Here is a 26,881-nt window from a genome sequence, read left to right on the forward strand (position 1 = left end):
ACCTTTCTCGGGGGCGGGATGCGATGCCGTCCACGATTCCGCCACCCGGCCGCGGCCACGAGGGAGCTGACTGCCGTATGCGGGGTGTACTGCACTACACCGCGCACCCGGTGAGCTATGACCGATAACGCCCGTGCGTCCGCAGCCCCGGCAGCGCCCGGTCCTCGAAGTCGAACAGCGCCAGGTTCTCCCACGCGTTGCCCGAGGACGCGTCCGTCTGTCGCAGCCGGTGCCCACGTCGGTAGGTAGGGGTGGTGGGTGGGTGGTCCACAGACCCTCCCATTGACTTGCCCCTCGCCCTGAAGTGAAGAGCGAGGGTTTGACCTTCTCGGCTGGTTGCGGTGCCGCTACGCGGCACGGCTTCCGGTCGGGATTCCATGGCTTCCTGCTTCTTCGCGCTGTGCCAGAACGGGTTCTGGTCTTACCGACGCTCCGCAGGCCGATGCCGCCAGTCCGGCGGCCTGTTGGACGTTGAGTGCGGCGTTGTGGTCCCGGTCATGGACCGTGCCGCAGGCGGGGCAGGTCCACTCCCGGACAGACAGGGGTTTGGGTCCGTCCTTGATGCCGCAGGTTGAGCAGACCTGACTCGTCGGCTCGAAACGGCCGATCTTCACCAGGGTGCGCCCGTACCGCTCGGCTTTGTACTTCAGCATGGCCACGAACCGCGACCAGCCCGCGTCGTGCACGGACTTGGCCAGCTGGGTACGCGCCAGTCCCGCCACCGACAGGTCTTCCACGGCGATTCCTTGGTTCTCGGAGATCAGCCGGGTGGAGAGCTGGTGGTGGAACTCCTTGCGGGCGTCGGTGACCTTGGCATGGGCACGAGCGACCTTCAGGCGTGCCTTCTCTCGGTTCTTCGATCCCTTCTGTTTGCGGGACAGTTCCTTCTGGGCCTTTTTCAGCTTCTTCTCCGCCCGGCGCAGGAACCGGGGGGAGTCGATCTTCTCGCCGGTGGACAGGACGGCGAAGTGGGTGAGACCGAGGTCGATTCCGATGCTCTGGTCGGTGGCTGGCATCCGGGCAGCGTCGGCGGCGGGGTCGGTGTCGATGACGAACGAGGCGAAGAACCTGCCCGCGCCGTCCATGACTACGGTGACAGAGGTGGGGGTGGTGGGCAGGGTGCGGGACCACTTCACCTTCACCGCCCCGATCTTCGGCAGATCCAGCCGCCCTCCGTCGGTGATCTTCCAGCGGGCGTTGGTGGTGAACCGGATCGACTGCCGGGCATCCTTGCGGGACTTGAAGCCGGGCGCCCCCGTCCTCGGGCCCTTGCGGGTGCCCTTGAGGGAGGCGAAGAAGTTCTTGTAGGCGGCCTCGGCGTCCCGCAGGGACTGCTGCAGGACGACTGCGGAGACCTCACCCAGCCAGCCCCGTTCCGCCGTGTGCTTCGCCTGGGTGATCAGCGTCTTCGACAGCTCACCGGCCTTCGGGAACGGCCTGCCCGCCTCCCTGGCGTCCTGCCTGGCACGCACGCAGTCGTTGAACACCACGCGGGCACACCCGAACGCCTTCGCCAACGCGATCCGCTGACCGGCATCCGGGTACAACCTGAAGGCATACCGAAGCTGCATGACGATCACACTAGAGACACCGAACAAGCACCGTCACCGGGAACATCTGAGCGAAGCGTGACCGTCCCGGAGCAGGCTTCGGCTCCGCCGGGACGACACCACGACACTCCGCGTCGCACCCATCTGATTCGCTTGGCCCCGGCGTAAACGCCGCATTCACTGCGAATGAACCCCGGTATCCGTAGTCGAGCCCCTGCCTGTCGGGCATGCCCTCGGTCGGCTGCGGGGGGACGTACGGGATGTCGTTGACGTCATCCTCGCTCTCCAGTGCGAACGGGTATGCGGTCTCGACGATCACGCATGGCTGCCGTAACGCGCCGTGGTGTCGGCCACGTTTGCGGCCGCGCCGGACAACGGTCCATGCCGGGAGCGGTCCCTTCGCGGACGATCACGCAGTTGCTGGCTCTGCGGTGACTTCGGCGGCCGGGGAGCGGGGCGAGGGGAGCCGGGCGTAGCGCCTGACGATCACAGAAAACCCTCATTTTCTGTGATCGTGCACAGCTCCCCTCGCCCCTGTCATCGGCGGGCAACAAGTAGGTAACCCCACGCCTCCGCCATTGACAAGGGGCAGAAACAATTCTCTACTGTGCACGATCACAGAGCCGCGCGGCCCTCGCGCACAGCCTCTCGGTCACGTCCGCAGAACCTCCCCCCACGGCGGTTGCCGCGTACGCGGGACGTGCGGGACGGCTGGTTCCAAGTCAGGGGAGATGAAGATGTCGATCAACCGCCGCCAGATCAGCAGGCGCAGCATCCTTGCCGGGGCCACAGCCCTCGGCCTCACGAGCACCCTCGCCGCCTGCGGCGGTTCCGACGACAAGGACTCCGGCGGCAGCAGCGGGCCGGTCAAGCTGACCTACTGGTCGTGGGCTCCGAACATGGAGAAGGTCGCCGCGATCTGGAACAAGAAGAACCCGGACATCACGGTCACGGTGTCCAAGCAGGCCAGCGGCGGCGAGATCGTCTCCAAGCTGATCACCGCGAAGAAGGCCGGCAACGCCCCCGACCTCATCCAGGTCGAGTACCAGTCCCTGCCGACCCTGGTCTCCAACGACGTCCTGGCCGACATCACCAAGTACGCGGGCAGCACCAAGTCCGAGTTCGCCGAGGGCCTTTGGGGCATGGTCACCCTCGGCACGGACGCGCTCTACGCGATCCCGCAGGACGCCGGGCCGCTGATGTTCTACTACCGCGAGGACCTCTTCAAGAAGCACGGACTCAGCGTCCCGAAGACCTGGACGGAGTTCGCCGAGACCGCCCGCGCCGCCAAGAAGGCGGTCCCGGACGCCTACTTGACCACCTTCTCCTCCAACGACCCCGGTCTGTTCGCGGGCCTCGCCCAGCAGGCCGGCGGCAAGTGGTGGACCGTCGACTCGGCCGGCAAGTGGACCGTCGGCATCGACGACGCGGGCACCAAGCAGGTCGCCGAGTTCTGGGGCGGCCTGGTGCAGGAGGGCGTCATCGACAACCAGCCGATGTACACCCCGGCCTGGAACAACGCCCTCAACAAGGGCACCCACCTGGCCTGGGTCTCCGCCGTCTGGGCGCCCGGTGTGCTGGTCTCCTCCGCCCCCGACACCAAGGGCAAGTGGCGCATGGCCCCGCTGCCGCAGTGGAAGTCCGGCGAGAACGTCACCGGCAGCTGGGGCGGTTCCTCCACCGGAGTCTCCACCGACTCCAAGCACGCCGAGGCCGCCGCCAAGTTCGCCACCTGGCTGAACACCGACCCGGAGGCGCTGGCCGCCCTGGTCAAGGAGGTCGCGATCTACCCGGCCGCCACGAAGGGCCAGTCCGGGAACGTCCTCACCACGCCGGAGTTCTTCTCCAACCAGGCGGACTTCTACACGACGGCCGGCGAGATCGCCGCGACCACCGCCGCCGCGGCCTGGGGCCCCAACGTCAACACGGCCTACACCACCTTCCAGGACGCGTTCGGCAAGGCCACCAAGGCGAAGAAGGAGTCCCAGTTCGACTCCGCCCTCGCCACCGTGCAGTCGAAGACCTTCGGCGACATGAAGAAGCAGGGCTTCGAGGTGACCGAGGCATGACCAGCGCTCCGCTCAAGGGCTCCGACCTCACCGAGGTCGGGCCCTTGGCGGACGGCACCGGCACCGCCCAGTCCGTCCGCCCCAGCCGCCCCCGCCGCCGTGGTCGCGGTCGCAGCGCACCGTACTGGTTCCTGGTGCCCACCCTGACCCTCTTCGCCGCCTTCACCGTGGTGCCCATCGGGTACGCGATCTGGCTGAGCCTGCACAAGGTCCAGGTCAAGGGCATCGGCCTCGGCAAGGGCGCCCGCTCACAGGTCTGGAACGGGATCGGCAACTACACCGACGTCCTCAACGACTCCGAGTTCGGCCACAGCGTCCTGCGCGCCTTCGGCTACGGCCTCATCGTCATCCCGACCATGCTCGGCCTCGCGCTGCTGTTCGCGCTGATGCTGGACACCCCGAAGGCGCGCAGCGCGCCCTTCGCCCGGCTGATGATCTTCCTGCCCTATGCGGTGCCGGGCATCATCGCCGCCCTGATGTGGGGCTTCCTCTACCTGCCGGACGTCAGCCCCTTCTACTACCTGCTCGACAAGTTCGGCCTCCCGCAGCCCGACCTGTTCGACGGCGGCAACCTGTACCTCTCCTTCGCGAACATCGCGGTCTGGGGCGGCACCGGCTTCAACATGATCGTCATCTACACCGCCCTGCGGGCGATCCCGCCGGACATCTACGAGGCGGCCAGGATCGACGGCGCGTCGAACCTCGACATCGCCCTGAAGATCAAGATCCCGATCGTGATGCCCTCCCTGGTGCTCACCTTCTTCTTCTCGGTGATCGCCACCCTCCAGGTCTTCACCGAACCGATGGCCCTCAAGCCGCTCACCAACGGCCTGCCCAGTTCGTGGAGCCCGCTCATGGCCATCTACGACAAGGCCTTCCTGCAGTCCGACATCTACGGCGCCTCCGCCACCGCGGTCGTCCTGGCCCTGGCCACGTTCGTCCTCTCCTTCACCCTGCTGCGCATCTCCGACCGCTACACCCGGGAGGACCGGGCATGACCCCCCTCACCCTCACCGCCGACGCCACCGGCAAGGTACGCCGCACCGCCTGGGTGCCCACGCTCGTGCTGCTCCTCGGCGCCCTCTACTGCCTGATCCCCATCGCCTGGGTGGTCATCGCGGCGACCAAGGACCGGTCGGAGCTCTTCTCCACCTTCACCTTCGCCCCCGGCAGCGGCTTCCTCCAGAACCTGAGCGATCTGACGGACTACCGCGACGGCATCTTCTGGAGGTGGATGGCCAACTCGGCCTTCTACGCCGGTTTCGGCGCCCTGCTCTCGGCCGCGGTCTCCGCCGCCGGCGGCTACGCGCTCGGCCGGTTCGCCTTCCGGGGCCGCGAGGCCATCTTCAAGATGATCCTGGCCGGCGTCCTGGTGCCGTCCATCGTGCTCGCCGTACCGCAGTACCTGCTGCTGTCGAAGCTGGGCATGGCCGACTCGTACTGGTCGATGCTGCTGCCGTCGATCCTCTCGCCGTACGGCGTCTACCTGGTCCGCATCTACGCCGCCGCCTCGGTGCCCGCCGAGCTGATGGAGGCGGCCCGCATGGACGGCGCGAGCGAGTGGAGGATCTTCTCGCGGATCGCCGTACCGATGATGATGCCGGGCCTGATCACGGTGTTCCTCTTCCAGTTCGTCGGCATCTGGAACAACTTCCTGCTGCCGTACGTGATGTTGGCCGACGACGAGAAGTTCCCGATCACCCTCGGCCTCTACACGCTGCTCGCGCAGGGCGCCTCGCAGCCGGCCCTGTACACCCTGGTCATCACCGGCTGTCTGCTCGCGGTCCTCCCGCTGATCGGGCTGTTCCTGGTGATCCAGCGGTTCTGGTCCCTGGACCTGCTCAGCGGCTCGGTCAAGGCCTGAGGCCCCCGGACCCACCTTCACGAACGAGGAACATGACCACCAGCGCGAACGGACGGCGAAGGCCCCCGACCATCCACGACGTGGCCCGGGAGGCGGGCGTCTCGCGGGGTACCGTCTCCCGCTTCCTGAACGGCGGCCACTACGTCTCGCCCGCCGCCGGGCGGGCCGTGGAGGCCGCGATCAGGAAGACCGGTTACGTGGTCAACCGGCATGCGCGCAGCCTCAGTACCGGACGGTCGGACTCGGTGGCGTTCCTGCTGACGGAGCCCCAGGAGAAGTTCTTCGAGGACCCCAACTTCAACGTCCTGCTGCGGGGTTGCACCGAGCGGCTCGCCCAGCACGACATCCCGCTGCTGCTGATGCTGGCCGAGAGCGACGACGACCGGCGCCGGCTGACCCGGTACATCACTTCGGGTCACGTCGACGGCGTGCTGCTGCTCTCCAACCACAGCGGTGACCCGGTCGCCGCCGAACTCCACGACGCGGGCATCCCGTTGGTGGTCTGCGGCAAGCCGATAGGGCTCGGTTCGAAGGTGAGTTACGTGGCGGCCGCCGACCGCGAGGGCGCGCAGGAGATGGTCCGCCATCTGCTCACGGGGAACCGGCGCCGCGTCGGCATGGTCACCGGGCCGCTGGACATGCCGGGCGGCCCCGACCGGCTGGCGGGCTACCGGGACGTGCTCGCCGAGGCGGGGCTGCCCTACGATCCGGCGCTCGTGGTCGAGGGCGACTTCCGGCGCAGCGGCGGCGAACGGGCGGCCCGCCGTCTGCTGGCCCAGGCCCCCGACATGGACGCCGTCTTCGTCGCCTCCGACCTCATGGCCCTGGGTGTCGTCAACGTCCTTCAGCAGGCCGGGCGTTCGGTCCCCGGTGACATCACCGTCGGCGGCTTCGACGACTCACCCGCGGCCACCGCCATCGCCCCCGCCCTCACCACCATGCGCCAGCCCTTCGACCGCATCAGCGCCGAGATGGTCCGCATGCTCCTCGCCCAGATCGCCGGCGAGGACACGGCCGGGGTGATCCTCCCGACGGAACTGGTGGTCCGGGACTCGGCGTAGGCGCCCCGCCGGAGGTGCCTGCGATGCCGTGGGTCGCACGCCGGCCTGGTCGTTCCGCACCGCTCCCCGGCCGGCCGCCGCGTCAACAGGGCGCAGCCACTAGGGACATGCTCCCGCCCGGCCGTGCCCGGTCTCGTGGCGCCTGTCGGCGGGCCGTCCGCGCCGCCGTACGCCCGGGAACCGGAACTGCGGTCAACGGATGTGAAAGCAGCAGCCGTCCGGTTCGCGTCGAGTCGCAGGGGCCAACCATCCGTATTCTCTGATCATGGCCGCCTCCACCGCATATTCACTCATCGCCACCGACCTGGACGGCACGCTGCTGCGCGCCGACGACACCCTCTCCGACCGGTCGCTGGCCGCGCTCGCACGGGTGGCCGCGGGTGGGGCCCGGCACCTCGTCGTGACGGGACGGCCGGCGCCCAGGGTGCGGCCACTGCTCGACGACCTGGGCAGTAAGGGGCTCGCGGTGTGCGGGCAGGGCGCGCAGGTGTACGACGCCGGCGCGGACCGGCTGCTGTGGTCCGTGACCCTGGACCAGGAACTGGCCGAGACCGCGCTCGGGAAGATCGAGGCCGAGGTCGGACAGGTGTACGCGGCCGTCGACCAGGACGGTGTCGACGGGCTCACGCTCATCGAGCCGGGATATCTGATGCCCCATCCGACCCTGCCGGCCGTGCGGGTCGGCCGGCGCGACGACCTGTGGCGCGAGCCGATCAGCAAGGTGCTGCTGCGCCATCCCTACCTGTCCGATGACGAGTTGGCGGTGACGGCGCGCTCGGTGGTGGGCTCGCTGGTGACGGTCACCATGTCGGGGCCCGGGACCGTCGAACTCCAGCCATGCGGCATCACCAAGGCGACGGGCCTCGCGCTGGCCGCCGAACACCTGGGCCTGGGGCCGGAGACGACGATCGCCTTCGGGGACATGCCCAACGACATCCCCATGTTCGACTGGGCGGCCCACGGCGTCGCGATGGCCAACGCCCACCCCGAACTCAGGGCGGTGGCCGACGAGGTGACCCTGTCGAACGAGGACGACGGCATCGCCGTCGTCCTCGAAAGACTGTTTCCCGAGGCCTAGTAGGCACCGAAGACGTTGTCGATGGACCCGTACCGCTGGGCCGCGTAGTTGCAGGCCGCGGTGATGTTCGCGACCGGGTCGTACGGGTCCCACGAGGTGTTGGCCACGTGGTAGGCGTTGAAGGTCGGGTCGATCACCTGGAGCAGGCCCTTGGAGGGCGTGCCGGCGACCGCGTTGGAGTCCCAGAGGTTGATGGCGTAGGGGTTGCCGGAGGACTCACGGATGACGTTGCGGTAGATGCCGTCGTACGAGCCGGGGATCCCGTGCTCCGCCATGACGGCGAGGGAGGCCCGGATCCAGCCGTCGAGGGTGTTGGAGTACCCGAGCGTGCTCGCGGTCTGCACGGTCGGGGTGGCCGCGGACGCGCTGGTCGCGCCGATGACGGGGAGCGCGAGAACGGCGACTCCGGTGCCGGCGACGGCGAGCTTGCGGACGAGACGGCTGGTACGGGTGCGTCGGTGCTGAGCGGCAGCAGACATGGCGAAGTTCCTCTCCGGCGCCTGCGAGGTGAGCTGTCGGGTTCGGGCTGGAGTTGCCCGGCCACGCCCACGAAAGGCGTGACTTCACCCCGAGCCGTACCGGTATGTCCGAAGACGCCCGGTCTGGCGGCTTACCTGGGTCCCCCGCTCCTGCCCTGGTTTCTCGGTGGGTGTACGGGCGGTGGCAGGATTCGGCGTCCGCCCGACAGGCCGGGAACGTATGCGAGAGCACATGTCCGGAACAAGTGGCGAATTCACATGCGATGCCTATTGACCTTGGTCTGAGGCATTTGGGGCACTTGATCCTTTGCGGTCGCCAAGCTCAACTGGCGCTCTGGCAAAGGCGGATCGACAGATTCCGGATCGGCGCCTGTTCAGGTGCCCGCGTGGGCCAAGTCACAGCCGAGCGCAAGAGGGGTAAAACGGTCAAGAGCGCCCAACTCGTGGTCAACCGGCCGTCCGTGGGATCCGCTTCTCCCACGTCCGGTGGAAGACCACCTCGCCGCCCTCGGTGCAGACGACCTCGTTCGAGGTGCGGAAGTCCGTCCCGTCGCAGGTGATCTCCGAGCGGGTCCGCACGGTCGTGTCCCAGGCGAGCTCCGGACGGTGCAGCCGGATCGACCACTCCGAGAGGGTGCGGGCGGACAGCGGGTCGTCCTCGCCGATCGTGTACGTCTCCAGCGCGTCCTCGGTGAACTCCAGACCGTCGGGGTACACGCGCGTGCCGCCGTACCGCGGGTCGACCTCGAGACGCCACTCACCCTTGGCCACGTCACGCACGACCAGGCGCTCGGGGCGCGGCTCGTCGAGCGTCGCCGGGAAGTTCACCCCGAGAGGTCCGCTCTGCTCCGGCTCCTCGAAGGTGATGTCCGAGTGTGCTTCACGCGCGCGTACCGGCAGTTCGAGGAAGCTCCCCGCCGGCTCCAGCGTGAATCCCGCCTGCGAACCGGGCTGTGGCCAGATCCACGGCCAGTACGCCGAGGAGACGGCGAGCCGGATGCGGTGGCCGGGCGGGAAGGCGTGCCCGATGCCGTTCAGTTCGAAGCTCACCTCCTGCGTCGCGCCCGGCTCCCAGGGCACCGCCCGGTCCCGCCCATGGCGTGCCGAGAGGTTCAGCACGCCCCGTGTCACCAGGGTCGACGACCCGTCCGGGGCGACGTCGCACAGCCGCGCGACGACCTGCCCGCGCGACACCTCCGAGGTCACCCTGAGCCGCACCCGCGGCCGTCCGAGCACCCATGTCTCCTCACCCACCGCGAACTCGAAGCAGGCCGAACGCGCGTCCTCCTCCCGCTGGTCCGGCGGCAGGTCGGCGTCGTTCCCGAACGGGAAGAAACGGCCGGCGTCCACGCCCGTGTGCTGCGGGGAGCGGACCAGGACGGCGGGGCCCTGGAGGCCGTACGACACCGTCGTCACGTTCGGGGAAGGCCACGCCGGCTCGCCGACCCAGCGGCCGGGCAGGGTGTCGTAGACGGTGGCCGGCGGATGGGAGTCGCTCACGTAGGCCCTCAGGAGCGGTTCCCGCATGACGCCGGTGTCGACGCCCTTGAGGTGCTGGTCCCACCAGCGCAGGGTCTCCTGGAGGAAGCCGATCGCCGGGCCGGGCGGCAGGCCGCGGTCCGGGTACTGGTGGGACCACGGACCGATGAGCCCCCGCACTCGCTCGGCGGGCAGGTGCTCGACGAGTCTGAGGACCGTGTCGCGGTACGGATCGTGCCAGCCGCCCACCGCGAGGACGGCCGCGTCGATCGCGCCGTAGTCCTCGCAGACGCTGCCGTGGCGCCAGTAGGCGTCGCGCGTCTGGTGGTCGAGCCAGGTGTGGATGAACGGGTCGACCTGTTCGAGCCGCCCCAGCCACATGTCCCGCCAGGCGTCGCCCACATGGAGCGGATCCGGCGGCCGGGAGACGAAGGCCAGCATCGTCGCCGCCCAGGCGTGCATGTCCACCGCGAGGACGGAACCTCCCATGTAGTGCACGTCGTTGTCATAGCGGTCGTCCGTGGAGCAGACCGTGACGACCGCCTTGAGCGGCTCGGGTGCGAGGGCCGCGATCTGGAGGGAGTTGAAGCCGCCCCAGGAGATGCCGAACATGCCGACCCGGCCGTCGCACCAGGGCTGTGCGGCCAGCCAGTTGACCACCGCGACCCCGTCGGCGAGCTCGGTCGCGGAGTACTCGTCGCCCGGCACGCCCTCGCTGTTGCCGTGCCCGCGCACGTCGACGCGGACGGAGGCGTAGCCGTGGCCCGCGTACCAGGGGTGGCGCTGCCAGTCGCGGGGCGCCGTCCAGTCGGTGAGGCGATAGGGCAGGTATTCGAGGATCGCGGGTACCGGTTCGGGGGTGAGGGGCCGCCACACGCGTGCGTACAGGAGCGTCCCGTCCGGCAGCGGGATGCGGACGTCGTCGTGGACGGTCTCGTAGGGGAAGGACGTACGGATGTGCATCGGTGGGGTCCCGTCGGTTTCAGTGCACCGGGTGCATGGTGCGGCGCAGCCAGGGCCCGGCGGCGAGTACCGCGAGGCCCGCGGCCACCGCGATCGCGCCGTTCACGCCGAAGTAGGCCGGGTGCGAGACGTCGTCGTAGAGCTTCACCGTCTGGGCCTGGATGCCGTTCGCCAGGGCGAGCGACAGGAACCACAGGGACATGGTCTGGCCGGCGAAGGCCACCGGGGCGAGCTTGGTGGTGGCCGACATCCCGGAGGTCTCCAGGAGGATGTCGCCGAGCCCGAGCAGGAAGTAGGACCCGACGATCCACCAGGCGGACATCAGGTGGTCGTCGCTGCCGTTTCCGCCGGTCGGCACCACCAGCAGCAGGAACGACAGGCCGCCGAGGACCACTCCGGCGGCGATCTTGTGGGAGGCGTGCGGCTGGCGGTGGCCCATGCGTACCCACAGTGTGGCGACCACGGGTGCGAGGCCCACCTCGAAGGCGCCCAGCGCGGAGGCGTACCAGCTCGCCGGGAAGTCGAAGCCGAGGATCGTCGTCCCGGCGTTCGTCGAGGCCAGCAGCATCATCGTCGAGTAGGCCTGGAACAGGATGAAGTTGAAGACCGTCGAGGCGAGGAAGAGCACGATGTACGGCCGCAGACGGCCGCGTTCCTCCGGCGTGACCCGGGGGCTCGCGAACATCACCGCGAAGTAGACGACCGGGGCGGCCACCGAGACCAGGGTGAGCAGGTCGACGAAGCGGTCCATGGTGAGCAGGCCGGCGAGGGCCAGACCGGTGGCGGTCACCGCCGCGACGACGATCCCCGCGACGATCAGCCGCACTGCCCGCCGCATCGCCCCAGTCGCGAGCGCGAACTCTGCGGCGTCCTCGCGGCCGGCCAGGTGGCGGCGGCCCAGGACGTACTGGATCAGGCCGAGGGTCATGCCGATCGCGGCCGTCGAGAACCCCCAGTGCCAGCCCTTGTGGTCGCCGAGCCAGCCGGTGATGAGCGGGCCCGCGAAGGCGCCGATGTTGATCGCCATGTAGTAGAGCGCGAAACCCGCGTCCCGGCGGTCGTCGTCCGTGGCGTAGAGCCTGCCGACCATGGTGGCCGCGTTGGGCTTCAGGAGGCCGGTGCCGGCGCTGATGAGGCCGAGGCCCACCCAGGTCATGGTGCCGGTCGGGACCGCCATGGCGTAGTGGCCGCAGGCGATCAGGACGCCGCCCCACAGCACGGCTCGGTACGAGCCGAGGATGCGGTCGGCGAGCCAGCCGCCCGCGACGGAGACAAGATAGACGAGGGTGCCGTAGGCCGCCGAGACGGACGCGGCGGTTCCGGCCGACATGCCCAGACCGCCGCGCGCGAGCGTGTCGGCGAAGTACAGGACGAGGATGGCCTGCATGCCGAGGAACGAGAAACGCTCCCAGACCTCCAGACCGGAGAGGGTCAGCAGGCCTTTGGGCTGGCCGAAGAACGCGGTGTCGTCCTGCGGGGAGGTTCTGCCGCCTGGCTCTTCGGGCTCGATCTCGACTTCGGTTCGGGACACGGGCCGCTACTTCCCTACAAGTCGATAGATATCCGTTCTTTTCAGGTGATCAAAAACATACCGGCCGTGATCCGATACCGCCTGGCATGGACGGGGCGGGCGCTATCGGTGATCCAAAGATGACCGGATACGCTGACTTGAGTGATGGCAGCGACCTATCGACATTCCGTATAACCGCCAGTGGGACACCAGCAGACAGGAGACCCCTCGTGACCGTCGTCGGGCCGTTCGGGCTGAGCGTGCGGGACCAGGCTCTGGAAGCCGATGTCCAGGCCGGAATGGCGGCTGTCGAGGAGGGATTGCTCGAGGCCACCAAGAGTGAGGTTCCCTTCATCACGGAGGCCGCCCAGCATCTGGTCCGAGCGGGTGGAAAGCGGTTCCGTCCGCTCCTCGTGATGCTCGCTGCCCAGTTCGGGGATCCCTATGCGCCGGGCGTGGTGCCGTCGGCCGTGGTGGTGGAGCTGACCCACCTCGCGACGCTGTACCACGACGACGTCATGGACGAGGCCGAGGTCCGGCGGGGCGTCGACAGCGCCAACACCCGCTGGGGCAACTCGGTGGCCGTGCTGACCGGCGACTTCCTGTTCGCCCGCGCCTCGCACATCCTGGCCGACCTCGGGCCCGAGGCGGTCCGGGTGCAGGCGGAGGCGTTCGAGCGCCTGGTCACCGGCCAGATCCTGGAGACGGCCGGGCCGCAGGACGGCCGGGACCCGGTCGAGCACTACCTCGACGTGCTCGGCGGCAAGACGGGCTCGCTGGTCGCGGTCTCGTGCCGCTTCGGGGCCATGATGTCCGGTGCCGACGAGACGGTCGTGGACGTCCTGACCCAGTACGGCGAGCGTCTCGGCGTCGCCTTCCAGCTCGCCGACGACGTCCTGGACATCGCCTCCGACTCCCACGAGTCCGGCAAGACGCCGGGCACGGACCTGCGCGAGGGCATCCCCACCATGCCGGTGCTGCGGCTGCGCGAGCGGGCCGCCCGTCTCGGTCTGGCCGAGGACATCGCTCTGTGCGAGCTGCTCGACTCCGACCTCACGGACGACGCCCGGCACGCGGAGGCGCTGGCCGCCCTGCGGACGCACCCCGCGCTGGAGCAGGCCCGCAAGGACACCGTGCGGTACGCGGAGGAAGCGCGCGCGGCGCTGGCCCCGCTGCGGGAGTGCGATGCGAAGGCGTCGCTGATGGAGCTGTGCGACGCGGTGGTGCACCGCGCGGGCTAGGGCCGGCTGACCGGTCGGCAGACGGGCGTCCCCTACGGGTAGTAGGGGGCGCCCGCATGTCGTGTCATACCCCAGGTGTACGTGGAGTTGGCCCCGAGGGCTGACGCATGCTCATGGCCGATTTGGTCAGATGGACATCACAGAAAACACCACTCCTCACCGATTCGGGTGAGAATGGCGGCTACAGGGTGGACGCAGGGGAGTTGACAGCCGCCGCCGACGACGGAGGTAAGGCACACATGGCACCGTACGAATCCGACGACAGCGCGACCGCCGCGGACGCCGAAGAGCTGCGCTCCGCGCGCCGCCGCAAGGCCGCGCGATACGTCGTGCCGGGCACGGTGGTGGGCATCGCGGCGGCGACCATCGGGCTCGTCCCGGCGCTCGCCGACTCCGGCGACCCCGACCTGCCGAAGATCAGCGCCCAGGAACTCATCGAGAAGATCGCCGCATCGGACGTACAGCAGCTGTCCGGCACGGTGAAGATCACCACGGATCTGGGGCTGCCGGACCTCGGCGGCCTGGAGAACTCGCTCGGCTCCGCCGCCGGGCCCTCCGGCTCGGGCGACGGCTCGTCCGCCGATCCCTCCACCAAGCTCACCGAGCTCGCCTCCGGCACGCACACGCTGCGTGTCGCGGCCGACGGCGAGAACCGGCAGAAGGTCTCGCTGCTGGAGAACGCGGCGGAGTACAGCCTCATCCACAACGGCAAGGAAGTCTGGGGCTACGACAGCAAGTCCAACTCGGTCTTCCACACCACGGCCTCCGAGAGCGACGGGAAGCAGAAGGAAGAGCTCCCCGCCACGCCCAAGGACCTCGCCGAGGAGGCTCTCAAGGCCTCCGACAAGACCACGTCGGTGACGGTGGAAGGCACCGCGCAGGTCGCGGGACGGGACGCCTACCGGCTGGTCATCAAGCCCAAGGACGAAGGGTCGACGGTCGGTCAGATCACCGTGGCCGTGGACTCGAGGACCGGGCTGCCGCTGAAGTTCACGCTGACGCCGGCGAGCGGTGGTTCCGCCGTCGTGGACGCGGGCTTCACCCAGGTCAGCTTCGCCAAGCCGGCCGCCTCGACGTTCGACTTCACTCCGCCGAAGGGCGCGAAGGTCGAGGAGGGGGACGCCGCGAAGGCGCCCGAGCACTCCGACGGCTCCGAGCGCTCCGAGGGCTTCGGCAAGGGTTCGGCCCACGAGCCCGGCAAGGGCGGCCCCGAGGGGCTGAACGTCATCGGGGACGGCTGGGACTCCATCGCCACGTTCGACACCGGCGGCCAGGGCGTCCCGTCCGGCTCCGAGGTCGGCGGTGACGTCGGCGGCTTCCTGGACTCGCTCGGCGACAAGGTCTCCGGCAAGTTCGGCGAGGGCACCGTCTTCAAGACCCGCCTGATCAACGCCCTGATCACGGACGACGGCAAGGTCTACGTCGGCGCGGTCACCAAGGACGCGCTGGTGAAGGCGGCCGACGCGGCGAAGTAGCACCCGCACGGCACGAGGAATCGAGGGAGCCGATGGACCAGCCGTCCGCCACGGAGCCGGATCCGGAGGAGACCGGCGAGGGCGGGGGCGCGGGTGACGGCGTCATCCACACCCACGCCCTCACCAAGCGCTACCGCGGCGGACAGCTCGCCGTGGACGGTCTCGACCTGACCGTCCCGGCGGGCAGCGTCTTCGGCTTCCTCGGCCCGAACGGCTCAGGCAAGACCACCACCATCCGCATGCTGATGGGCCTCATCGAGCCGACCTCCGGCTCGGCGCGCGTGCTGGGCCATCCCATGCCGCGCGCCGCCCGGACCGTACTCCCGCACGTCGGCGCGCTCATCGAGGGCCCGGCCCTCTACGGCTTCCTCTCCGGCCGCGACAACCTCGTCCGCTACGACGCCGCGGACCCGACCGCCGACCCCCGCACCCGGGGCACCCGCGTGGGAGCGGCCCTGGACCGGGTGGGCCTGGCGGCCGCCGCCGGCAAGAAGGCGAAGGCGTACTCGCTGGGCATGAAACAGCGCCTCGGCCTGGCGGCGGCCCTGCTCCAGCCCCGCAGACTCCTGGTCCTGGACGAACCGACCAACGGCCTGGACCCGCAGGGCATGCGCGAGATCCGTTCCCTGGTGCGGGAGCTGGCCTCGGACGGCACCACCGTCTTCCTCTCCTCCCACCTCCTCGACGAGATCGAACAGGTCTGCACCCACGCGGCGGTGATGGCCCGGGGCCGCCTGATCACCCAGGGTTCGGTGAGCGACCTGGCGGCGGGGGCGAGGGGCAGGCTGGTGGTCACGACACCGGACACGGCCGACGCGGCGCGGGTGCTGAAGGAGCAGGGGGTCGGTGACGTGGTCATCGCCGAGGACCGGGTGACGTCCGACCCTCCGGAAGGCGAACTGTCCGCCGTCAACGCCGCGTTGGTGACGGCGGGGGTACGCGTGCGCGGCTTCGGTGTCGAACGAGCCTCCCTGGAGGACGCCTTCGTGGCACTGACGGGGGAGGGCTTCGATGTCGCAGGCTGAGGCAGGGGTTCTGAGTCCACCACCGGCCCGTGGCCGCCGTACGACCTTCCGGGCCACCCTCTTCCGCAACGAGCTGCTCACCACCTTCCGCCGCTGGCGAACCCTTGCCCTCCTCGCCGTACTCGCGGCGGTCCCGATCCTGGTGGGCATCGCGGTGAAGATCGAGACAGGCGACGGCTCCTCGACCGGCGGAGGGGGAGGCGGACCCGCCTTCATCTCGCAGATCACCAACAACGGCCTCTTCCTGGTCTTCACCGCCCTCGCCGCGACCCTCCCCTTCTTCCTCCCGATGTCCATCGGCGTCATCGCGGGCGACGCGATCGCGGGTGAGGCCAACGCCGGCACCCTGCGCTATCTCCTGGTCGCCCCGGCGGGCCGCACCCGGCTACTCCTCACCAAGTACACGACGGTGATGGCCTTCTGCCTGGTCGCCACCCTCGTGGTCGCGCTCTCCGCGCTGGCGGTAGGGGCCGTCCTCTTCCCGCTCGGGGACCTGACGACGATCTCCGGCACCCGGATCACGTTCGCGGAGGGCCTGGGAAGAGCCCTGCTGATCGCCCTGGTGGTGGCCGCCTCACTGACCGGGATAGCGGCCCTGGGCCTGTTCATCTCGACGCTCACCAACAGCGGCATCGCGGCGATGGCCACGACGGTCGGTCTGCTGATCACGGTCCAGATTCTCGACCAGATCCCCCAGCTGCACGCGCTGCAGCCGTACTTCTTCTCCCACTACTGGCTGTCCTTCGCCGACCTCATGCGCGAACCGGTCTACTGGGACGACCTGGTGAAGAACCTCGGCCTGCAGGCCCTGTACGCGGCGGTGTTCGGCTCGGCGGCCTGGGCGAGGTTCATGGCGAAGGACATCACGGCGTGAGCTGTTCGTAGGGGAACCGCGCGAGCGGCGCCTCCTGCTCGAAGAACGTCTTCGCGCGGGCCAGGGCACCGGTGTCCCTCAGCACGTCACCGGGCTTGCTGCCGTTGCCGAGCAGCACCCCGCCGAAGCGCATGCCCATGTACGCGGCCGAGTTGTTGAGGGTGCCGACCAGCGGGTCGGCGACCTCGGACTCCTGGTGGGCCAGCGCGGTGACGCCCCACAGCGTGCGCCCCGCCATGGTCGCCTTGAACTCGACGCCCGGCGTGCGCAGCCAGCCGGCCCAGTGGTCCAGGTAGCGCTTGACGTGGGCGGAGACCGAGTACCAGTACAGCGGGGAAGCGATCACGATGTCCGTCGCCGCGAGCGTCGCATCGAACAGCAGCGCCGTGTTGCCGATCGTCGGACGCACGTGGTCGGTGTCGTGGCGGAGGTCCTCGAAGTCGGGCATCGGATGCTCCGTGAGGTCGATCCACCGCTGCTCGACATCGGGGGGCAGTTGCTCGGCTGCCCGGCGGGCCAGCAGTTCGGTGTTGCCGTCGCTGCGGCTGCTGCCGAGCACGAACAGGAAACGGCGTGTCATGGAGATACCTCAGGTGATCGGCGGTGATCGTGCGGAATCGGCGTACAGGTAAATACTCGCACATGCATTATATGCGTGCGCAATTACCTGTCCAGGGGTGAGCCTCACACGTAGGCCTGTGCCGCCCGCGCCACCTCCAGCACCAGCGCCTCGCCGCCGTGCCGGGCCACGAGTTGCAGTCCGACCGGGCAGCCGTCGGGGCCGAGGCCGGCCGGGAGGCTGAGCGCCGGGTGCCCGCTGAGGTTGAACGCCCAGGTGAGGGCGGTGGAGTAGCGCTCGCCCGGACCCTCGTGACCGTGCGGCGGATGGGGGGTCGTGGGGGTCAGCAGCAGGTCCGTGTGGTCGAAGAGGTCGCGGAGGCGGTCATCGTTGGCGGCCCGGATCCGGTCGGCGTCCCGCAGGTCGGAGCCGGGGGCCCGCAGGGCGAGCCAGGCGGGGGCGGGGTCGAGCAGACGGAGGGGGGCGCGGTGCCGGGCCGGCCGTACGACACCGGCGTCGGCCAGCCGCCCGACCGCCGCCCGGGTGATCCGGACGATGTCGGGCTCGGGGTCGGCGAAGCCGAGATCGGGGGACCAGACAGCGGTGAAGGGAAGGGCGGCGGGGGGCGCGGTGCGGTCCCCGTCGCCGTTTCTGTGCCCGTCCCCGGAGATCGCGTACCAGTAGGCGGCCGCGTCGGCGGCGTGGCGGGCGAGGATCCCGGGGGCGGTGAGGTTCGGACGGCGGGAGGCGGCGCCGAGGGAGCCGGAGCGGGTGATCGTGCGGCCGGTACCAGTACCCGACGCGGTATCGGTGTCGGTGCCCCCGCGGTCGGCGTTGGTGGTCTTGAGGCCGATCACCCCGCACCACGCCGCCGGGATCCGTACCGACCCCGCCCCGTCGCTCCCCGTCGCCATCGGGACGAGTCCCGCGGCCACCGCGGCCGCGGAGCCCGCCGAGGAACCGCCAGGGGTCCGGTCGGCGCGCCAGGGATTGACGGTACGGCCGTGGGCGCCGAGTCCCCAGGTCTGCCAGGGAGTTCCGGGACCGGGCACGGAGGTCGCGCCGACGGGCACGCATCCGGCCGCGAGGAGCGGTGCCGCACGGCGCAGCCCGTGCCGCCCCTTCACCCCGAGCGGCACCCCGGCGAGCGGCGGCCGCTCACCCGCGTCGACGCGGAGGTCGACCTCGCGTGCCCGCCGCAGCGCCTCCTCCTCCCACACCTCGGCGAACGCGCACAGCTCCGGATCCACTCGCCGGATCCGTTCCAGGGCGCAGGCGACGACGTCGACGGCCCGCAGTGAGCGCGCACGGACCGCTGAAGCGATCTCCCGGGCGGACAGGGAAGCCAGGTCGGAGTCCTCGGCCGTCACGGGGCGGCGGCCCGGATGAGCCGGACCAGCGCCTCGGTTCCGCGGGGCGGGGTCGTGTTCACGTCACCGAGGCGCCACGCGGGGACCCAGGGCACGCGGTACACGTCCACCGTGGACTCGATCTCCTTGAGCTGCCGGGCGAGCGGACGCGGGAGCCGGCCCGGGGCGTCCGCGACGAGAACGACGGCGTCGAGGTCGAGCCCGGGCGGGTGCTCCCCGCGCCGGAAGAGCTCCAGGCCGCGGCGGGCGGCGAGCAGACCCGCCGCGTGCGTACGGGCGACGAGCAGGACGGAGGTCGGAGCACCCGGGCCAGGCCAGTCACGTCCGCTGTCGTGGCCGCCGTAGACGGCGGCCAGGGTGGAGACGCCGGCGCCGCCATGGGTGCCGACCCACGCGAACCGCCTCCCGGGCGGGGCCACCGGCCCGCGGATCCAGATCTCCGGCCCCTGCTGCACACTCTCCACCTCTCGCCGCACGTCGGTGCGCATGCCCGCGCCCCGACCCTGTCATCCCACTCGCCCGCCACCTGCTGGGACAGGCCTGTGACATCACGGTGACGTGAGAACCGGGGGCGAGCGGCGAGACTCGACAGTACGTGCACGACCGTGAGGGATGAGATGTCTCGACTCAGCCGCGAAAAGAAGCGGGACCAGCAGCGGGGGGCGACCCCGATCGACGTCCGCGTCCCCCTGACGGGTGAGTCCGCGACGGTGGCCGGAACACCGGTCACCGCGCCGCCCGGCGAGGAACTCCACCAGACCGTCCTGACCCACCTCCACCATCTCGCCCGCACCAGCGGCAACCCCGTCCACGCCACGATCCACGACGCCCGCATCGGGTACGTGGTCCCGCTGGAGGTCACGACGGACGGCTCCAGCCGCTTCACCGCGGAACCGGTACGGATGGCTGCGCCGGAGGGTCCGCCGGTCGGCGCGGGCGAGGAGTCCGCGCCGACGCCCTGGCCGTCCGCGGGCGCCGCCCCGCACGAGGAGTCCCCGCAGCTCCCGGGGTCACTCGACGAGCCCACGCGCGACCCGGCTCCCACCTTCCGGCTGCGGAACCTGCCCGAGGCGCAGCCGGCGGACGCCGAACCGTCCCCGACCCAGGTCCTACGACAGCTGCCGGGCCCTCGGTCCCCCGGGACGGTCGTCCCCCCGACGGGCGAGTTCGGCCCGCCCCCCGTCATGGACCCGAGCCCGGCCTCGTCCCCCGCCCCGCTGTCACCGACCGACTTCGCCTACGCCCCCAGGCCCCTGCCGCAGCCCGACCCCGCTCCGGCACCGGCCCCGCCGCCGTCGGACGCAGTCCCCGCCGCCGAGCCGTGGAGCGCCTCGGTTCCCGAGCCCAGGCCCCTGCCCTCGGCCGGTTTCGCCGCTGTGCCACGGCCGCTTCCGTCCGCGGCCTCGCCCGCTCCTCGTCCCGCTGCCCCCCTCATCGATCCCGTTCCCCTCCTGGACGACCCCGGCCCCAAGCCGACCCCCGTACGGGGGTTCGACGCCGTGGCCGAGGCGTTGCTGGGGGAGGGGCTGGTGGTGGAGGACAGCGCCGTTCTCGCGGAGCCCGTCGGGCGGATCAGTGAGGCGGTGCGCGAGGGGCGGACGGACGTTGCCGCCGAGTTGGCCGAGCGGGTGGTCGGCGAGGCGTCCGAGACCTTGGGCGCCGAGCGTCCCGATGTGCTGCGGGTGCGTGAACTCGCCGCCTACATCGCCTACTTGGGCGGCGAGCCGGTCCGCGCCGCGGAGATCTCCCTCGACCTGGCCGACATCCACCACCGCGCCGGAGACGCCGAGGCGGCCTACGGCAACGTACAGAGCGCGGCCACCGCGTGGAAGGCCGTACGGGATCCGCTGCGGGGCCTGGAACTCGGTCGCGACCTGCTCACCCTGTGGACGGACCTGGCCGCCGGAGAAGGCCCGGCGGCCGAGGACCCCGACAAGCTGGAGTCGGCCCGCGCCCGCATGCTCCGCCTCGCGGAACGCGCACGGAACGCGGACCAGTAGCCCGGCAGGCCTGTTACTGCGACAGCTCCCACACCGCGTACGCCACCGCGTCACTGTTGCGGTCCAGGGCCGTGTCGTTGATGTTGGCCGTGGTGTCGCACGACGAGTGGTAGCAGCGGTCGAAGGCCAGCCCCGAGGTACCGCCCCACTTGGCCGCCTGCGCCGCCGTCTTGGTGTAGTCCGCCCCGCTGAACAGCCCGCCCACCGGCACGCCCGCGTTCTTGAAGGGCGCGTGGTCGGAGCGGCCGTCGCCCTCGGTCTCGATCTCGGTCGGGACGCCGAGGCCGGCGTAGTACGCCTTGAAGGTCTTCTCGATGGCCGGGTCGTCGTCGTAGACGAAGTACCCGGGGTTCGGCGAGCCGATCATGTCGAAGTTGAGGTAGCCGCTGATCCGTGAACGGCTGGCGGTGGAGAGGCCGTTGACGTAGGAACGGGAGCCGACCATGCCCAGCTCCTCCGCGCCCCACCAGGCGAATCTCAGATGCTTGGTGGGTTGGTAGCCGGCCCGGGACACGGCGAGCGCGGTCTCCAGTACGGCCGCCGAACCGGACCCGTTGTCGTTGATGCCCGCGCCCGCCGTCACGCTGTCGAGGTGCGAGCCGGACATGATCACCTGGTTGGTGTCGCCGCCCGGCCAGTCCGCGATCAGGTTGTAGCCGGTGCGGCCGGACGAGGTGAACTGCTGGACCGTCGTGGTGAATCCGGCGGCGTCCAGCTTGGCCTTCACATAGTCGAGCGAGGCCTTGTAACCGGCGCGGCCGTGCGCGCGGTTGCCGCCGTTGGCGGTGGCGATGGACTGCAGCTGGGTCAGATGCGCCTTCACGTTGGCCACCGGGATGTCCGGGGCCGCGGCCACCGCGGGCTGTCCCGCGGGGGCCGCGCCGGCTATGGATCCGCCGGCCAGGAGGGAGACGGTGGCGACGACGGCGGTGGCCGTGACGCGTCCGGGAACCGAGAGCTTCATGTGGGGGGCTCCGAATTCCATGGGAAGTCCCTGAAGTCACAGGGATTCCACAGCGAATGGGTGCCTGGATGGTGAAGCTGAGGTTGACTCACCGTCAAGGGCGGAATCCGGTCACGCCCGTTCGCATAACGGACTCCAGTCGCGTCATGGGCTCATTGCACGCAGAACTCGTTCCCCTCCGGATCCGCCATCACCACCCATTCACCGCCCTGCTCCTTCACCTCCCGCAGCACGCTGGCCCCGAGCCCGGTCAGCCGCTCGACCTCGGCCGCCCGCTGTCCGTCGCCGGCGTGCACGTCGAGATGGAGCCGGTTCTTGACGGTCTTCGCCTCCGGTACCCGCTGGAACAGCAGCCGCCGGCCGAGACCCGTGCCGCTGTCCTTGTCGTACGGGTCGTCGGGATGCCGTACGGCGATCAGGTCCCGGAAGGCGAGGCGCGCGTGGTACTCGACGGTGGCCTCGCGCGGCAGCGCGCCGAGCTCCAGCAGCCGCTGGACGAGCGCGTCGTTGTCCTCGGTGACGTAGTGCAGCGCGGCCGCCCAGAAGTCGGCCTGGGCGTGGGGGTCGCCGGCGTCGACGACCAGTTTCCAGTGCAGGGGTGCGGGTGTGGTCTGCGTCATGGAGCCACTTATAGCCGCGAATGAGGTCCGGGAGTGTCCTGAACGACTTCCGCGGCTCGCCGGTGGTAGGCCGTTCGGCCCCCGACGGCAAGAAGGGGCCACCTGGCGATGTTGCCGACGCTGGTCATCGCGGGCACCGCCTTCGCGCCGCCGTACGGGCCGCTGACGATCGTGGCGGCGGACGGAGGCGCCGAGGCCGGGCAGGGCCTCGCGAGTGGGTGGCCGCACACGGCGACCCGATTCGCTCGGCGACCGGGATCGCCGCGGTGACGGCGGTCTACGGCCTGGCGCCGGGCGAGGCCGGCGACTCCGGACCCGAGGCGAGGCTCTCCGCCTTCCGTGCGGCGCTGACGGTGCCCGTCGTCATGGTGGTGCTGGGCGTCCTGATCTCCCTCCTGAGCGTCCGCGCGGTGCGCAGGGCGTCCCAGGTGAGCAGCGTCAACGCCAGCCAGACCAGCGCGAACCCGGCCCAGCGCTCCGGCGGCATGGCCTCGTGGAAGTAGAAGATGCCGAGCAGGAACTGGAAGACCGGGGCCAGGTACTGGAGCAGTCCCAGCGTGGACAGGGGCACGCGGATCGCCGCCGCGCCGAAGCAGACCAGGGGGAGCGCGGTGACGATGCCGGTCGAGGCGAGCAGCGCCGCGTGCCCCGGGCCCCCGGAGGCGAAGCTGAGGTCATCCCGCGAGCCGAGCCACAGCAGATAGCCGAGCGCGGGCAGGAACTGGATCGCGGTCTCGGCGGCCAGCGACTCCACACCGCCGAGGTTCACCTTCTTCTTGACCAGGCCGTAGGTGGCGAAGGAGAAGGCGAGGGTGAGGGAGATCCACGGGGGTTGGCCGTATCCGACGGTGAGGACGAGCACCGCGGCGGCCCCGATCCCGACCGCCGCCCACTGCACGCGCCGCAGCCGCTCCTTGAGCAGCAGCACACCCATCGCGATGGTGACGAGCGGATTGATGAAGTACCCGAGCGAGGCCTCGACCACGTGACCGCTGTTGACGGCCCAGATGTAGACGCCCCAGTTCACGGTGATGACGGCGGCGGCCACGGTGATCAGCGCCAGCTTCCGGGGCTGCCGCAGCAGCTCACCGGCCCAGGCCCAGCGCCGTACGACCAGGAGCGCGACGGCCACGAAGACGAGCGACCACACCATCCGGTGGGCGAGGATCTCGGCGGCCCCGGCGGGCTTGAGGAGCGGCCAGAACAGGGGCACGAGCCCCCACATCCCGTACGCGGCGAAGCCGTTCAGCAGACCTATGTGCCGCTCGCCCCTCGACTTCACGGACTCTCCTCCTCGCACCGTCCTCGCCTGCAAGAAGGTAACGCCGAGCACCCCCGGCTGTCATGCCCGTATCGCTATACGGTCATGACAGCCGGGGGTGGTGGTCCCAGGGGCCGTCGGGGAGTGTCAGCCCTTGAGCGCCACCGCGATGGACTCGGCGATCGGGGTGGCCGGACGGCCGATCAGGCGGGACAGGTCACCGGAGGAGACGACCAGCTCGCCCTTCTCGATGGAGGCGTCGACACCGGCGAGGATCGCGGCGAAGGGTCCGGGCAGCCCGGCGCCGGTCAGGATCTCGATGAAGGTCGCGACGGGGACGGCGTTGTAGGCGATCTCCTTGCCGGTCTGCCGGCTCAGCTCGGCCGCGTACTCGGCGAAGCCCCAGGGCTCGTCGCCGCCCAGCTCGTACGTCGTGTTCTCGTGCCCCTCGCCGGTCAGCACGGCCACGGCGGCGGCCGCGTAGTCGGCGCGCGAGGCGGAGGAGAGGCGACCGTCACCGGCCGCCTGCACCACGGCACCGTGCTCCAGGGCAGGGGCGAGGTTCTCGGTGTAGTTCTCGTTGTACCAGCCGTTGCGCAGCAGCGAGTAGGTCACGCCGGAGGCGAGGAGCGCCTCCTCAGTGGCCCGGTGGTCGTCCGCGAGCGCGGCGGTGAGGCTGCCCGGGGCGCTGGTGTACGCGAGGAGCGCCACGTTCGCGGCCTTGGCGGCGTCGATGACGACCTGGTGCTGGGCGGGGCGGCCCTTGTCGAACTCGTTGCCGGAGATCAGCAGCACCTTGTCGCCGGCCGCGAAGACCTTGTCGAAGGTCTCGGGGCTGTTGTAGTCGGCGACCGCTATGGTCACGCCCTTGGCGGCGAAGTCGGCGGCCTTCTCCGGGGTGCGCACGACGGCGGTGATCTGCTCGGCCGGGACCTTCTCGAGCAGCTGCTCGACGACGTGGCGGCCGAGGTGTCCGGTGGCTCCGGTGACGACGATGCTCATGATGTGCGATCTCCTTGTGGGGTGCGGTGGCACTAACCATAGGTGGAGCGCTAACTCTGCGAAAGTACCCACTTTGAAGTAAGGTACTGGCATGTCGGTAAGCACTGAGATGAACGCCCCGGCGGTGTCGGGCGAAGCGATGTGCCCCCACCGCCTCGTCCTGGAACACGTGACGAGCCGCTGGGGCGTCCTGGTCCTGATCCAACTCCTCGACCGCCCGCACCGCTTCAGCGAACTGCGGCGCGCGATCGGGGGCCAGGGTCGCAGCGTCAGCGAGAAGATGCTCACGCAGACCCTCCAGACCCTCGAACGCGACGGCCTGATCCACCGGGACGCCAAGCCGGTGATCCCGCCGAGGGTCGACTATTCGCTGACCGACCTCGGCCGCGAGGCGGCGGAACAGGTACGGGGGCTGGCGGAGTGGACCGCGAAGAGGATGGCGGCGGTGCAGGAGGCGCGGGAGGTGTACGACGCGCGGAAGAGGGCCTCTGAGCAGGGGTGATACGCCGGAGCGGGCCGACTGAGGGCATGTACACGGCGCCAGGGGGCACACATGTATCAGGGCGTTGACCGACATGCGAGCCCTGTCCACCCATGCGCCCCCTCTCCGCCTCCCACGCCGACTTGAGTCGACGGGCACGCTGGATGCGGAGTGCCCACGCCCACCGTGCCCCGACCCGCCATGCCACTTCTCGGCGCACGGTCACCGGATCCAGGGGGATGCCTTGACATGGCCACACAGACTCCGGCCGTCCGCCGCAGCAGGATCGGTTCTGCTGTCGCTTCTGGGCGCGGCCTGATGCGAGCCTTCTTCGCCTGGGGCTCCCGCAGTCGACGTCGGGAGCAGTTACTCCTGGAGTGCAGCCGTCAGCTTTTAACTGTGGCTGAGGAGCTGCACAGGGCCAACCTGATTCAGCAGCACCGGTTGCTGGTCGAGCAGTTGGATCGCGCGATCGACGATCCTTCGCTGGCTGCGGCTTTGAGTACTCTGCGGGGGCTCACGGAGGTCAAGCGCCGCCAGATGCTGTTCGCGAACCGGGAGTACGGGGTGCTTGTGCTGACTTACCGCGTGGACGGCTGCTGCTGGGAGGAGCTGTTGAGCAGGCTGCGCATTTTGTGCCGTAATGAACTGTTCGTGGAGTACTGGACGGCTACGGCAGAGCATCGCAGGACGCTGCCTGACGGCTCGCTCGAGGCGAAAGTCGGGTTGGCCGTTGACGCAATCCTGGAAGATCTTCGTGATGCGGACGAATGGTGGGTTGTGAATGCAGAATCACCCCCTGAGCCTCAGTGAAGACATGGGTGCAGTGCGGCATGTGAACGACATCACAAATCGCGTGTAGGATCCGGAGCACTGTGAACCCGAGGGGGCACCGTTCAACGAACGGTGCCCCCTCGAGACGCGGGGCTGTGGAGCCCCGAGAGGGGACCGCTCAGGTGCGTCGCGAATTCTTGCCGGTTCGGATTTCTCGTCGGCTCGGCGACGCTCCCCATGTGCGTGGATGCGGGACCGGCGAAACCTGCCCCGACCTCTTCGAACTGAGCAACGGCGACTTCGCGGTGATCGGTACCGAGGCAACCGACGAACTTGACCACCTTCTCCCGGAGGATGCCGCTCGTGCCGACTATGAGCGCATCGTTGTCATTAGCCGGGACACCTTGATCCGGGCCAAGAAGGACATCCCTGACGCATGAATGGCAGGGGGCGATGTGACCGTGCATCCATGCGCCCCCTACCGCCTCCAGCGCTGCCTTGTGCGGACCGGGCACCCTCGCATTAGGGGGTGTTGTGATGGCCATACCGCAGCAGGAGGATCTTCTTCGTGAATTGGTCTGTGTGTTCGGTCGCATGGCCGACGGGCTCTTCCGTGTCGCGGAGGAAATGCACCGAGCGAATCTGATCCAGACCAAGTTCTTATACGTCGAACAGATGGACCGGTCGCTCGATGATCCGGTGCTTGCCGCTTCTTTGAGCACCTTGACCAGTACCACTGAGAACATGCGTCGCCAGATGCTGTTCGCGAACCGTCATTACGGCCTGCTTCTGCTGTCCTACAGAATCGGCGACATGGACCGGAGTGAACTGCTAGGACAACTGAAGGTGTTGAGCATGAACTCGGTCTTCGTCGAATATTGGCGTCTTACGTCCGAACAACGGCGGCAGTTGCCGCCGGACTCGCTTGAGGCCAGGACGGGACGGGCTGTCGATGCAGTCATGAAGGAGCGGCTCGAAGATCTGGAGGAGTGGTGGATTGTCGGTCCCGAATCTGAGCCAACGACCGACTGACCAAGTCCTGACCCGTTGTCATGGTGATCCGCCCAAGCGGAGGGGCAGTCAAACCATGGATACGAAGGTCATGATCACCCGCGGGCCCCACCGCTGTGCCACAAGGGACACCTCCGACGTGTGACAGGCGAAGGGCCCGGATGCAGTACT

The 26,881-nt window shown here is 69.7% G+C and carries 26 protein-coding genes and 1 riboswitch; of the genes, 14 read left to right on the forward strand and 12 right to left on the reverse strand.

Annotated elements, in window-relative coordinates; translation table 11 throughout:
• Window positions 1–115 precede the first annotated feature (115 nt).
• Together BFN33_RS54585 and BFN33_RS26955 are read right to left on the reverse strand one after the other, a co-directional pair.
• Entirely contained in the window at window positions 116–283 is a 168-nt protein-coding gene (locus BFN33_RS54585; protein ID WP_176742470.1) for a hypothetical protein, read from the reverse strand.
• Window positions 284–347: 64 nt separating this feature from the next.
• Complete coding sequence (locus BFN33_RS26955) at window positions 348–1,571, reverse strand: RNA-guided endonuclease TnpB family protein (protein WP_069762908.1); 1,224 nt, start codon at window positions 1,569–1,571, stop codon at window positions 348–350.
• Window positions 1,572–2,281: 710 nt separating this feature from the next.
• Here BFN33_RS26955 and BFN33_RS26960 point away from each other — a divergent pair.
• From BFN33_RS26960 to BFN33_RS26980, 5 genes are all read left to right on the forward strand, one after another.
• Window positions 2,282–3,619: an ABC transporter substrate-binding protein gene (locus BFN33_RS26960; protein WP_069762756.1), complete on the forward strand. Its 1,338-nt coding sequence runs from the start codon at window positions 2,282–2,284 to the stop codon at window positions 3,617–3,619.
• Window positions 3,616–4,617, forward strand: coding sequence for a carbohydrate ABC transporter permease (locus tag BFN33_RS26965; RefSeq protein ID WP_176742478.1), 1,002 nt, complete (start codon window positions 3,616–3,618; stop codon window positions 4,615–4,617). Before BFN33_RS26960 ends, BFN33_RS26965 begins: the two co-directional genes overlap by 4 nt.
• Window positions 4,614–5,483: a carbohydrate ABC transporter permease gene (locus BFN33_RS26970; protein WP_069762757.1), complete on the forward strand. Its 870-nt coding sequence runs from the start codon at window positions 4,614–4,616 to the stop codon at window positions 5,481–5,483. Before BFN33_RS26965 ends, BFN33_RS26970 begins: the two co-directional genes overlap by 4 nt.
• A 32-nt stretch (window positions 5,484–5,515) precedes the next feature.
• Complete coding sequence (locus BFN33_RS26975; protein ID WP_069762758.1) at window positions 5,516–6,544, forward strand: LacI family DNA-binding transcriptional regulator; 1,029 nt, start codon at window positions 5,516–5,518, stop codon at window positions 6,542–6,544.
• A gap of 265 nt (window positions 6,545–6,809) precedes the next feature.
• Window positions 6,810–7,622: a Cof-type HAD-IIB family hydrolase gene (locus tag BFN33_RS26980; protein ID WP_069762759.1), complete on the forward strand. Its 813-nt coding sequence runs from the start codon at window positions 6,810–6,812 to the stop codon at window positions 7,620–7,622.
• On the opposite strand, the gene BFN33_RS26985 is transcribed toward BFN33_RS26980, so the two are convergent.
• The 3 genes from BFN33_RS26985 to BFN33_RS26995 all read right to left on the reverse strand — a co-directional run bounded on the left by BFN33_RS26985 (window position 7,619) and on the right by BFN33_RS26995 (window position 12,074).
• Window positions 7,619–8,101, reverse strand: coding sequence for a transglycosylase SLT domain-containing protein (locus BFN33_RS26985; protein WP_069762760.1), 483 nt, complete (start codon window positions 8,099–8,101; stop codon window positions 7,619–7,621). The genes BFN33_RS26980 and BFN33_RS26985 overlap by 4 nt on opposite strands.
• 3 nt (window positions 8,102–8,104) lie before the next feature.
• A riboswitch (cyclic di-AMP (ydaO/yuaA leader) is annotated at window positions 8,105–8,280 on the reverse strand.
• A 268-nt stretch (window positions 8,281–8,548) separates the two neighbouring features.
• The gene (locus BFN33_RS26990; RefSeq protein WP_069762761.1) at window positions 8,549–10,543 is read right to left on the reverse strand and encodes a CocE/NonD family hydrolase; all 1,995 of its coding nucleotides are present in this window, start codon (window positions 10,541–10,543) and stop codon (window positions 8,549–8,551) included.
• A 19-nt stretch (window positions 10,544–10,562) separates the two neighbouring features.
• Window positions 10,563–12,074, reverse strand: a complete 1,512-nt coding sequence (locus BFN33_RS26995) for a peptide MFS transporter (RefSeq protein ID WP_069762762.1) — start codon at window positions 12,072–12,074, stop codon at window positions 10,563–10,565.
• A 209-nt stretch (window positions 12,075–12,283) separates the two neighbouring features.
• On the opposite strand from BFN33_RS26995, the gene BFN33_RS27000 reads away from it, so the two are divergent.
• From BFN33_RS27000 to BFN33_RS27015, 4 genes are all read left to right on the forward strand, one after another.
• Entirely contained in the window at window positions 12,284–13,294 is a 1,011-nt protein-coding gene (locus tag BFN33_RS27000; protein WP_069762763.1) for a polyprenyl synthetase family protein, read from the forward strand.
• A gap of 239 nt (window positions 13,295–13,533) precedes the next feature.
• A complete protein-coding gene (locus tag BFN33_RS27005; protein ID WP_069762764.1) occupies window positions 13,534–14,769 on the forward strand; it encodes a sigma-E factor regulatory protein RseB domain-containing protein in 1,236 nt (411 codons plus the stop codon).
• A 32-nt stretch (window positions 14,770–14,801) separates the two neighbouring features.
• A complete protein-coding gene (locus BFN33_RS27010; protein ID WP_069762765.1) occupies window positions 14,802–15,794 on the forward strand; it encodes an ABC transporter ATP-binding protein in 993 nt (330 codons plus the stop codon).
• Window positions 15,781–16,668: an ABC transporter permease gene (locus BFN33_RS27015; RefSeq protein WP_069762766.1), complete on the forward strand. Its 888-nt coding sequence runs from the start codon at window positions 15,781–15,783 to the stop codon at window positions 16,666–16,668. The genes BFN33_RS27010 and BFN33_RS27015 overlap by 14 nt, the downstream gene beginning before the upstream one ends.
• Here the strand turns inward: BFN33_RS27015 and BFN33_RS27020 are convergent.
• The 3 genes from BFN33_RS27020 to BFN33_RS27030 all read right to left on the reverse strand — a co-directional run bounded on the left by BFN33_RS27020 (window position 16,658) and on the right by BFN33_RS27030 (window position 19,085).
• Window positions 16,658–17,248, reverse strand: coding sequence for a flavodoxin family protein (locus BFN33_RS27020; protein WP_069762767.1), 591 nt, complete (start codon window positions 17,246–17,248; stop codon window positions 16,658–16,660). The two genes, BFN33_RS27015 and BFN33_RS27020, sit on opposite strands and share 11 nt — an antisense overlap.
• Window positions 17,249–17,352: 104 nt before the next feature.
• A complete protein-coding gene (locus BFN33_RS27025; RefSeq protein WP_256122881.1) occupies window positions 17,353–18,597 on the reverse strand; it encodes an amidase in 1,245 nt (414 codons plus the stop codon).
• Window positions 18,594–19,085 carry a DUF6668 family protein gene (locus tag BFN33_RS27030; protein ID WP_069762768.1) on the reverse strand — a complete coding sequence of 164 codons (492 nt, stop codon included), beginning with the start codon at window positions 19,083–19,085 and terminating at the stop codon, window positions 18,594–18,596. The genes BFN33_RS27025 and BFN33_RS27030 overlap by 4 nt, the downstream gene beginning before the upstream one ends.
• 129 nt (window positions 19,086–19,214) lie before the next feature.
• Here BFN33_RS27030 and BFN33_RS27035 point away from each other — a divergent pair, with 129 nt between their 5' ends.
• Window positions 19,215–20,597, forward strand: a complete 1,383-nt coding sequence (locus BFN33_RS27035) for a hypothetical protein (RefSeq protein WP_069762769.1) — start codon at window positions 19,215–19,217, stop codon at window positions 20,595–20,597.
• A 13-nt stretch (window positions 20,598–20,610) separates the two neighbouring features.
• Here BFN33_RS27035 and BFN33_RS27040 read toward each other — a convergent pair whose 3' ends face one another.
• From BFN33_RS27040 to BFN33_RS27055, 4 genes are all read right to left on the reverse strand, one after another.
• Window positions 20,611–21,561 carry a M28 family metallopeptidase gene (locus BFN33_RS27040; protein ID WP_069762911.1) on the reverse strand — a complete coding sequence of 317 codons (951 nt, stop codon included), beginning with the start codon at window positions 21,559–21,561 and terminating at the stop codon, window positions 20,611–20,613.
• 152 nt (window positions 21,562–21,713) lie between these two features.
• A complete protein-coding gene (locus tag BFN33_RS27045; protein ID WP_069762770.1) occupies window positions 21,714–22,181 on the reverse strand; it encodes a VOC family protein in 468 nt (155 codons plus the stop codon).
• 277 nt (window positions 22,182–22,458) lie between these two features.
• On the reverse strand, window positions 22,459–23,463 hold the full coding sequence (gene rarD, locus BFN33_RS27050; RefSeq protein ID WP_069762771.1) for an EamA family transporter RarD: 1,005 nt from the start codon (window positions 23,461–23,463) through the stop codon (window positions 22,459–22,461).
• A gap of 126 nt (window positions 23,464–23,589) precedes the next feature.
• On the reverse strand, window positions 23,590–24,444 hold the full coding sequence (locus tag BFN33_RS27055; RefSeq protein ID WP_069762772.1) for an SDR family oxidoreductase: 855 nt from the start codon (window positions 24,442–24,444) through the stop codon (window positions 23,590–23,592).
• A gap of 91 nt (window positions 24,445–24,535) precedes the next feature.
• On the opposite strand from BFN33_RS27055, the gene BFN33_RS27060 reads away from it, so the two are divergent.
• The 4 genes from BFN33_RS27060 (at window position 24,536) to BFN33_RS27075 (ending at window position 26,731) form a co-directional block, all read left to right on the forward strand.
• A complete protein-coding gene (locus tag BFN33_RS27060) occupies window positions 24,536–24,946 on the forward strand; it encodes a helix-turn-helix domain-containing protein (protein WP_069762773.1) in 411 nt (136 codons plus the stop codon).
• A 228-nt stretch (window positions 24,947–25,174) separates the two neighbouring features.
• Window positions 25,175–25,738: a DUF6082 family protein gene (locus tag BFN33_RS27065; RefSeq protein ID WP_069762774.1), complete on the forward strand. Its 564-nt coding sequence runs from the start codon at window positions 25,175–25,177 to the stop codon at window positions 25,736–25,738.
• A gap of 143 nt (window positions 25,739–25,881) precedes the next feature.
• The gene (locus tag BFN33_RS27070; RefSeq protein WP_256122882.1) at window positions 25,882–26,139 is read left to right on the forward strand and encodes a hypothetical protein; all 258 of its coding nucleotides are present in this window, start codon (window positions 25,882–25,884) and stop codon (window positions 26,137–26,139) included.
• Between the two features lie 58 nt (window positions 26,140–26,197).
• On the forward strand, window positions 26,198–26,731 hold the full coding sequence (locus tag BFN33_RS27075; RefSeq protein ID WP_256122883.1) for a DUF6082 family protein: 534 nt from the start codon (window positions 26,198–26,200) through the stop codon (window positions 26,729–26,731).
• The last annotated feature ends 150 nt before the right edge of the window (window positions 26,732–26,881 follow it).

This window comes from Streptomyces sp. LUP47B (assembly GCF_001746295.1).
Lineage (GTDB): Bacteria > Actinomycetota > Actinomycetes > Streptomycetales > Streptomycetaceae > Streptomyces.

Excerpts from the sequence above, each read along its gene's own strand:
- BFN33_RS27040 (WP_069762911.1), bottom strand. The coding sequence starts at position 21,561 with ATGAAGCTCTCGGTTCCCGGACGCGTCACGGCCACCGCCGTCGTCGCC.
- BFN33_RS27060 (WP_069762773.1), top strand. The coding sequence starts at position 24,536 with ATGTCGGTAAGCACTGAGATGAACGCCCCGGCGGTGTCGGGCGAAGCG.
- BFN33_RS27015 (WP_069762766.1), top strand. The coding sequence starts at position 15,781 with ATGTCGCAGGCTGAGGCAGGGGTTCTGAGTCCACCACCGGCCCGTGGC.
- BFN33_RS27065 (WP_069762774.1), top strand. The coding sequence starts at position 25,175 with ATGGCCACACAGACTCCGGCCGTCCGCCGCAGCAGGATCGGTTCTGCT.
- BFN33_RS26980 (WP_069762759.1), top strand. The coding sequence starts at position 6,810 with ATGGCCGCCTCCACCGCATATTCACTCATCGCCACCGACCTGGACGGC.
- BFN33_RS27020 (WP_069762767.1), bottom strand. The coding sequence starts at position 17,248 with ATGACACGCCGTTTCCTGTTCGTGCTCGGCAGCAGCCGCAGCGACGGC.
- BFN33_RS26960 (WP_069762756.1), top strand. The coding sequence starts at position 2,282 with ATGAAGATGTCGATCAACCGCCGCCAGATCAGCAGGCGCAGCATCCTT.
- BFN33_RS27030 (WP_069762768.1), bottom strand. The coding sequence starts at position 19,085 with ATGCGCACCGACGTGCGGCGAGAGGTGGAGAGTGTGCAGCAGGGGCCG.
- BFN33_RS26985 (WP_069762760.1), bottom strand. The coding sequence starts at position 8,101 with ATGTCTGCTGCCGCTCAGCACCGACGCACCCGTACCAGCCGTCTCGTC.
- BFN33_RS27005 (WP_069762764.1), top strand. The coding sequence starts at position 13,534 with ATGGCACCGTACGAATCCGACGACAGCGCGACCGCCGCGGACGCCGAA.
- BFN33_RS27035 (WP_069762769.1), top strand. The coding sequence starts at position 19,215 with ATGTCTCGACTCAGCCGCGAAAAGAAGCGGGACCAGCAGCGGGGGGCG.
- BFN33_RS26965 (WP_176742478.1), top strand. The coding sequence starts at position 3,616 with ATGACCAGCGCTCCGCTCAAGGGCTCCGACCTCACCGAGGTCGGGCCC.
- BFN33_RS27055 (WP_069762772.1), bottom strand. The coding sequence starts at position 24,444 with ATGAGCATCGTCGTCACCGGAGCCACCGGACACCTCGGCCGCCACGTC.
- BFN33_RS26955 (WP_069762908.1), bottom strand. The coding sequence starts at position 1,571 with ATGCAGCTTCGGTATGCCTTCAGGTTGTACCCGGATGCCGGTCAGCGG.
- BFN33_RS27010 (WP_069762765.1), top strand. The coding sequence starts at position 14,802 with ATGGACCAGCCGTCCGCCACGGAGCCGGATCCGGAGGAGACCGGCGAG.
- BFN33_RS27045 (WP_069762770.1), bottom strand. The coding sequence starts at position 22,181 with ATGACGCAGACCACACCCGCACCCCTGCACTGGAAACTGGTCGTCGAC.
- BFN33_RS54585 (WP_176742470.1), bottom strand. The coding sequence starts at position 283 with ATGGGAGGGTCTGTGGACCACCCACCCACCACCCCTACCTACCGACGT.
- BFN33_RS26970 (WP_069762757.1), top strand. The coding sequence starts at position 4,614 with ATGACCCCCCTCACCCTCACCGCCGACGCCACCGGCAAGGTACGCCGC.
- BFN33_RS26975 (WP_069762758.1), top strand. The coding sequence starts at position 5,516 with ATGACCACCAGCGCGAACGGACGGCGAAGGCCCCCGACCATCCACGAC.
- BFN33_RS26990 (WP_069762761.1), bottom strand. The coding sequence starts at position 10,543 with ATGCACATCCGTACGTCCTTCCCCTACGAGACCGTCCACGACGACGTC.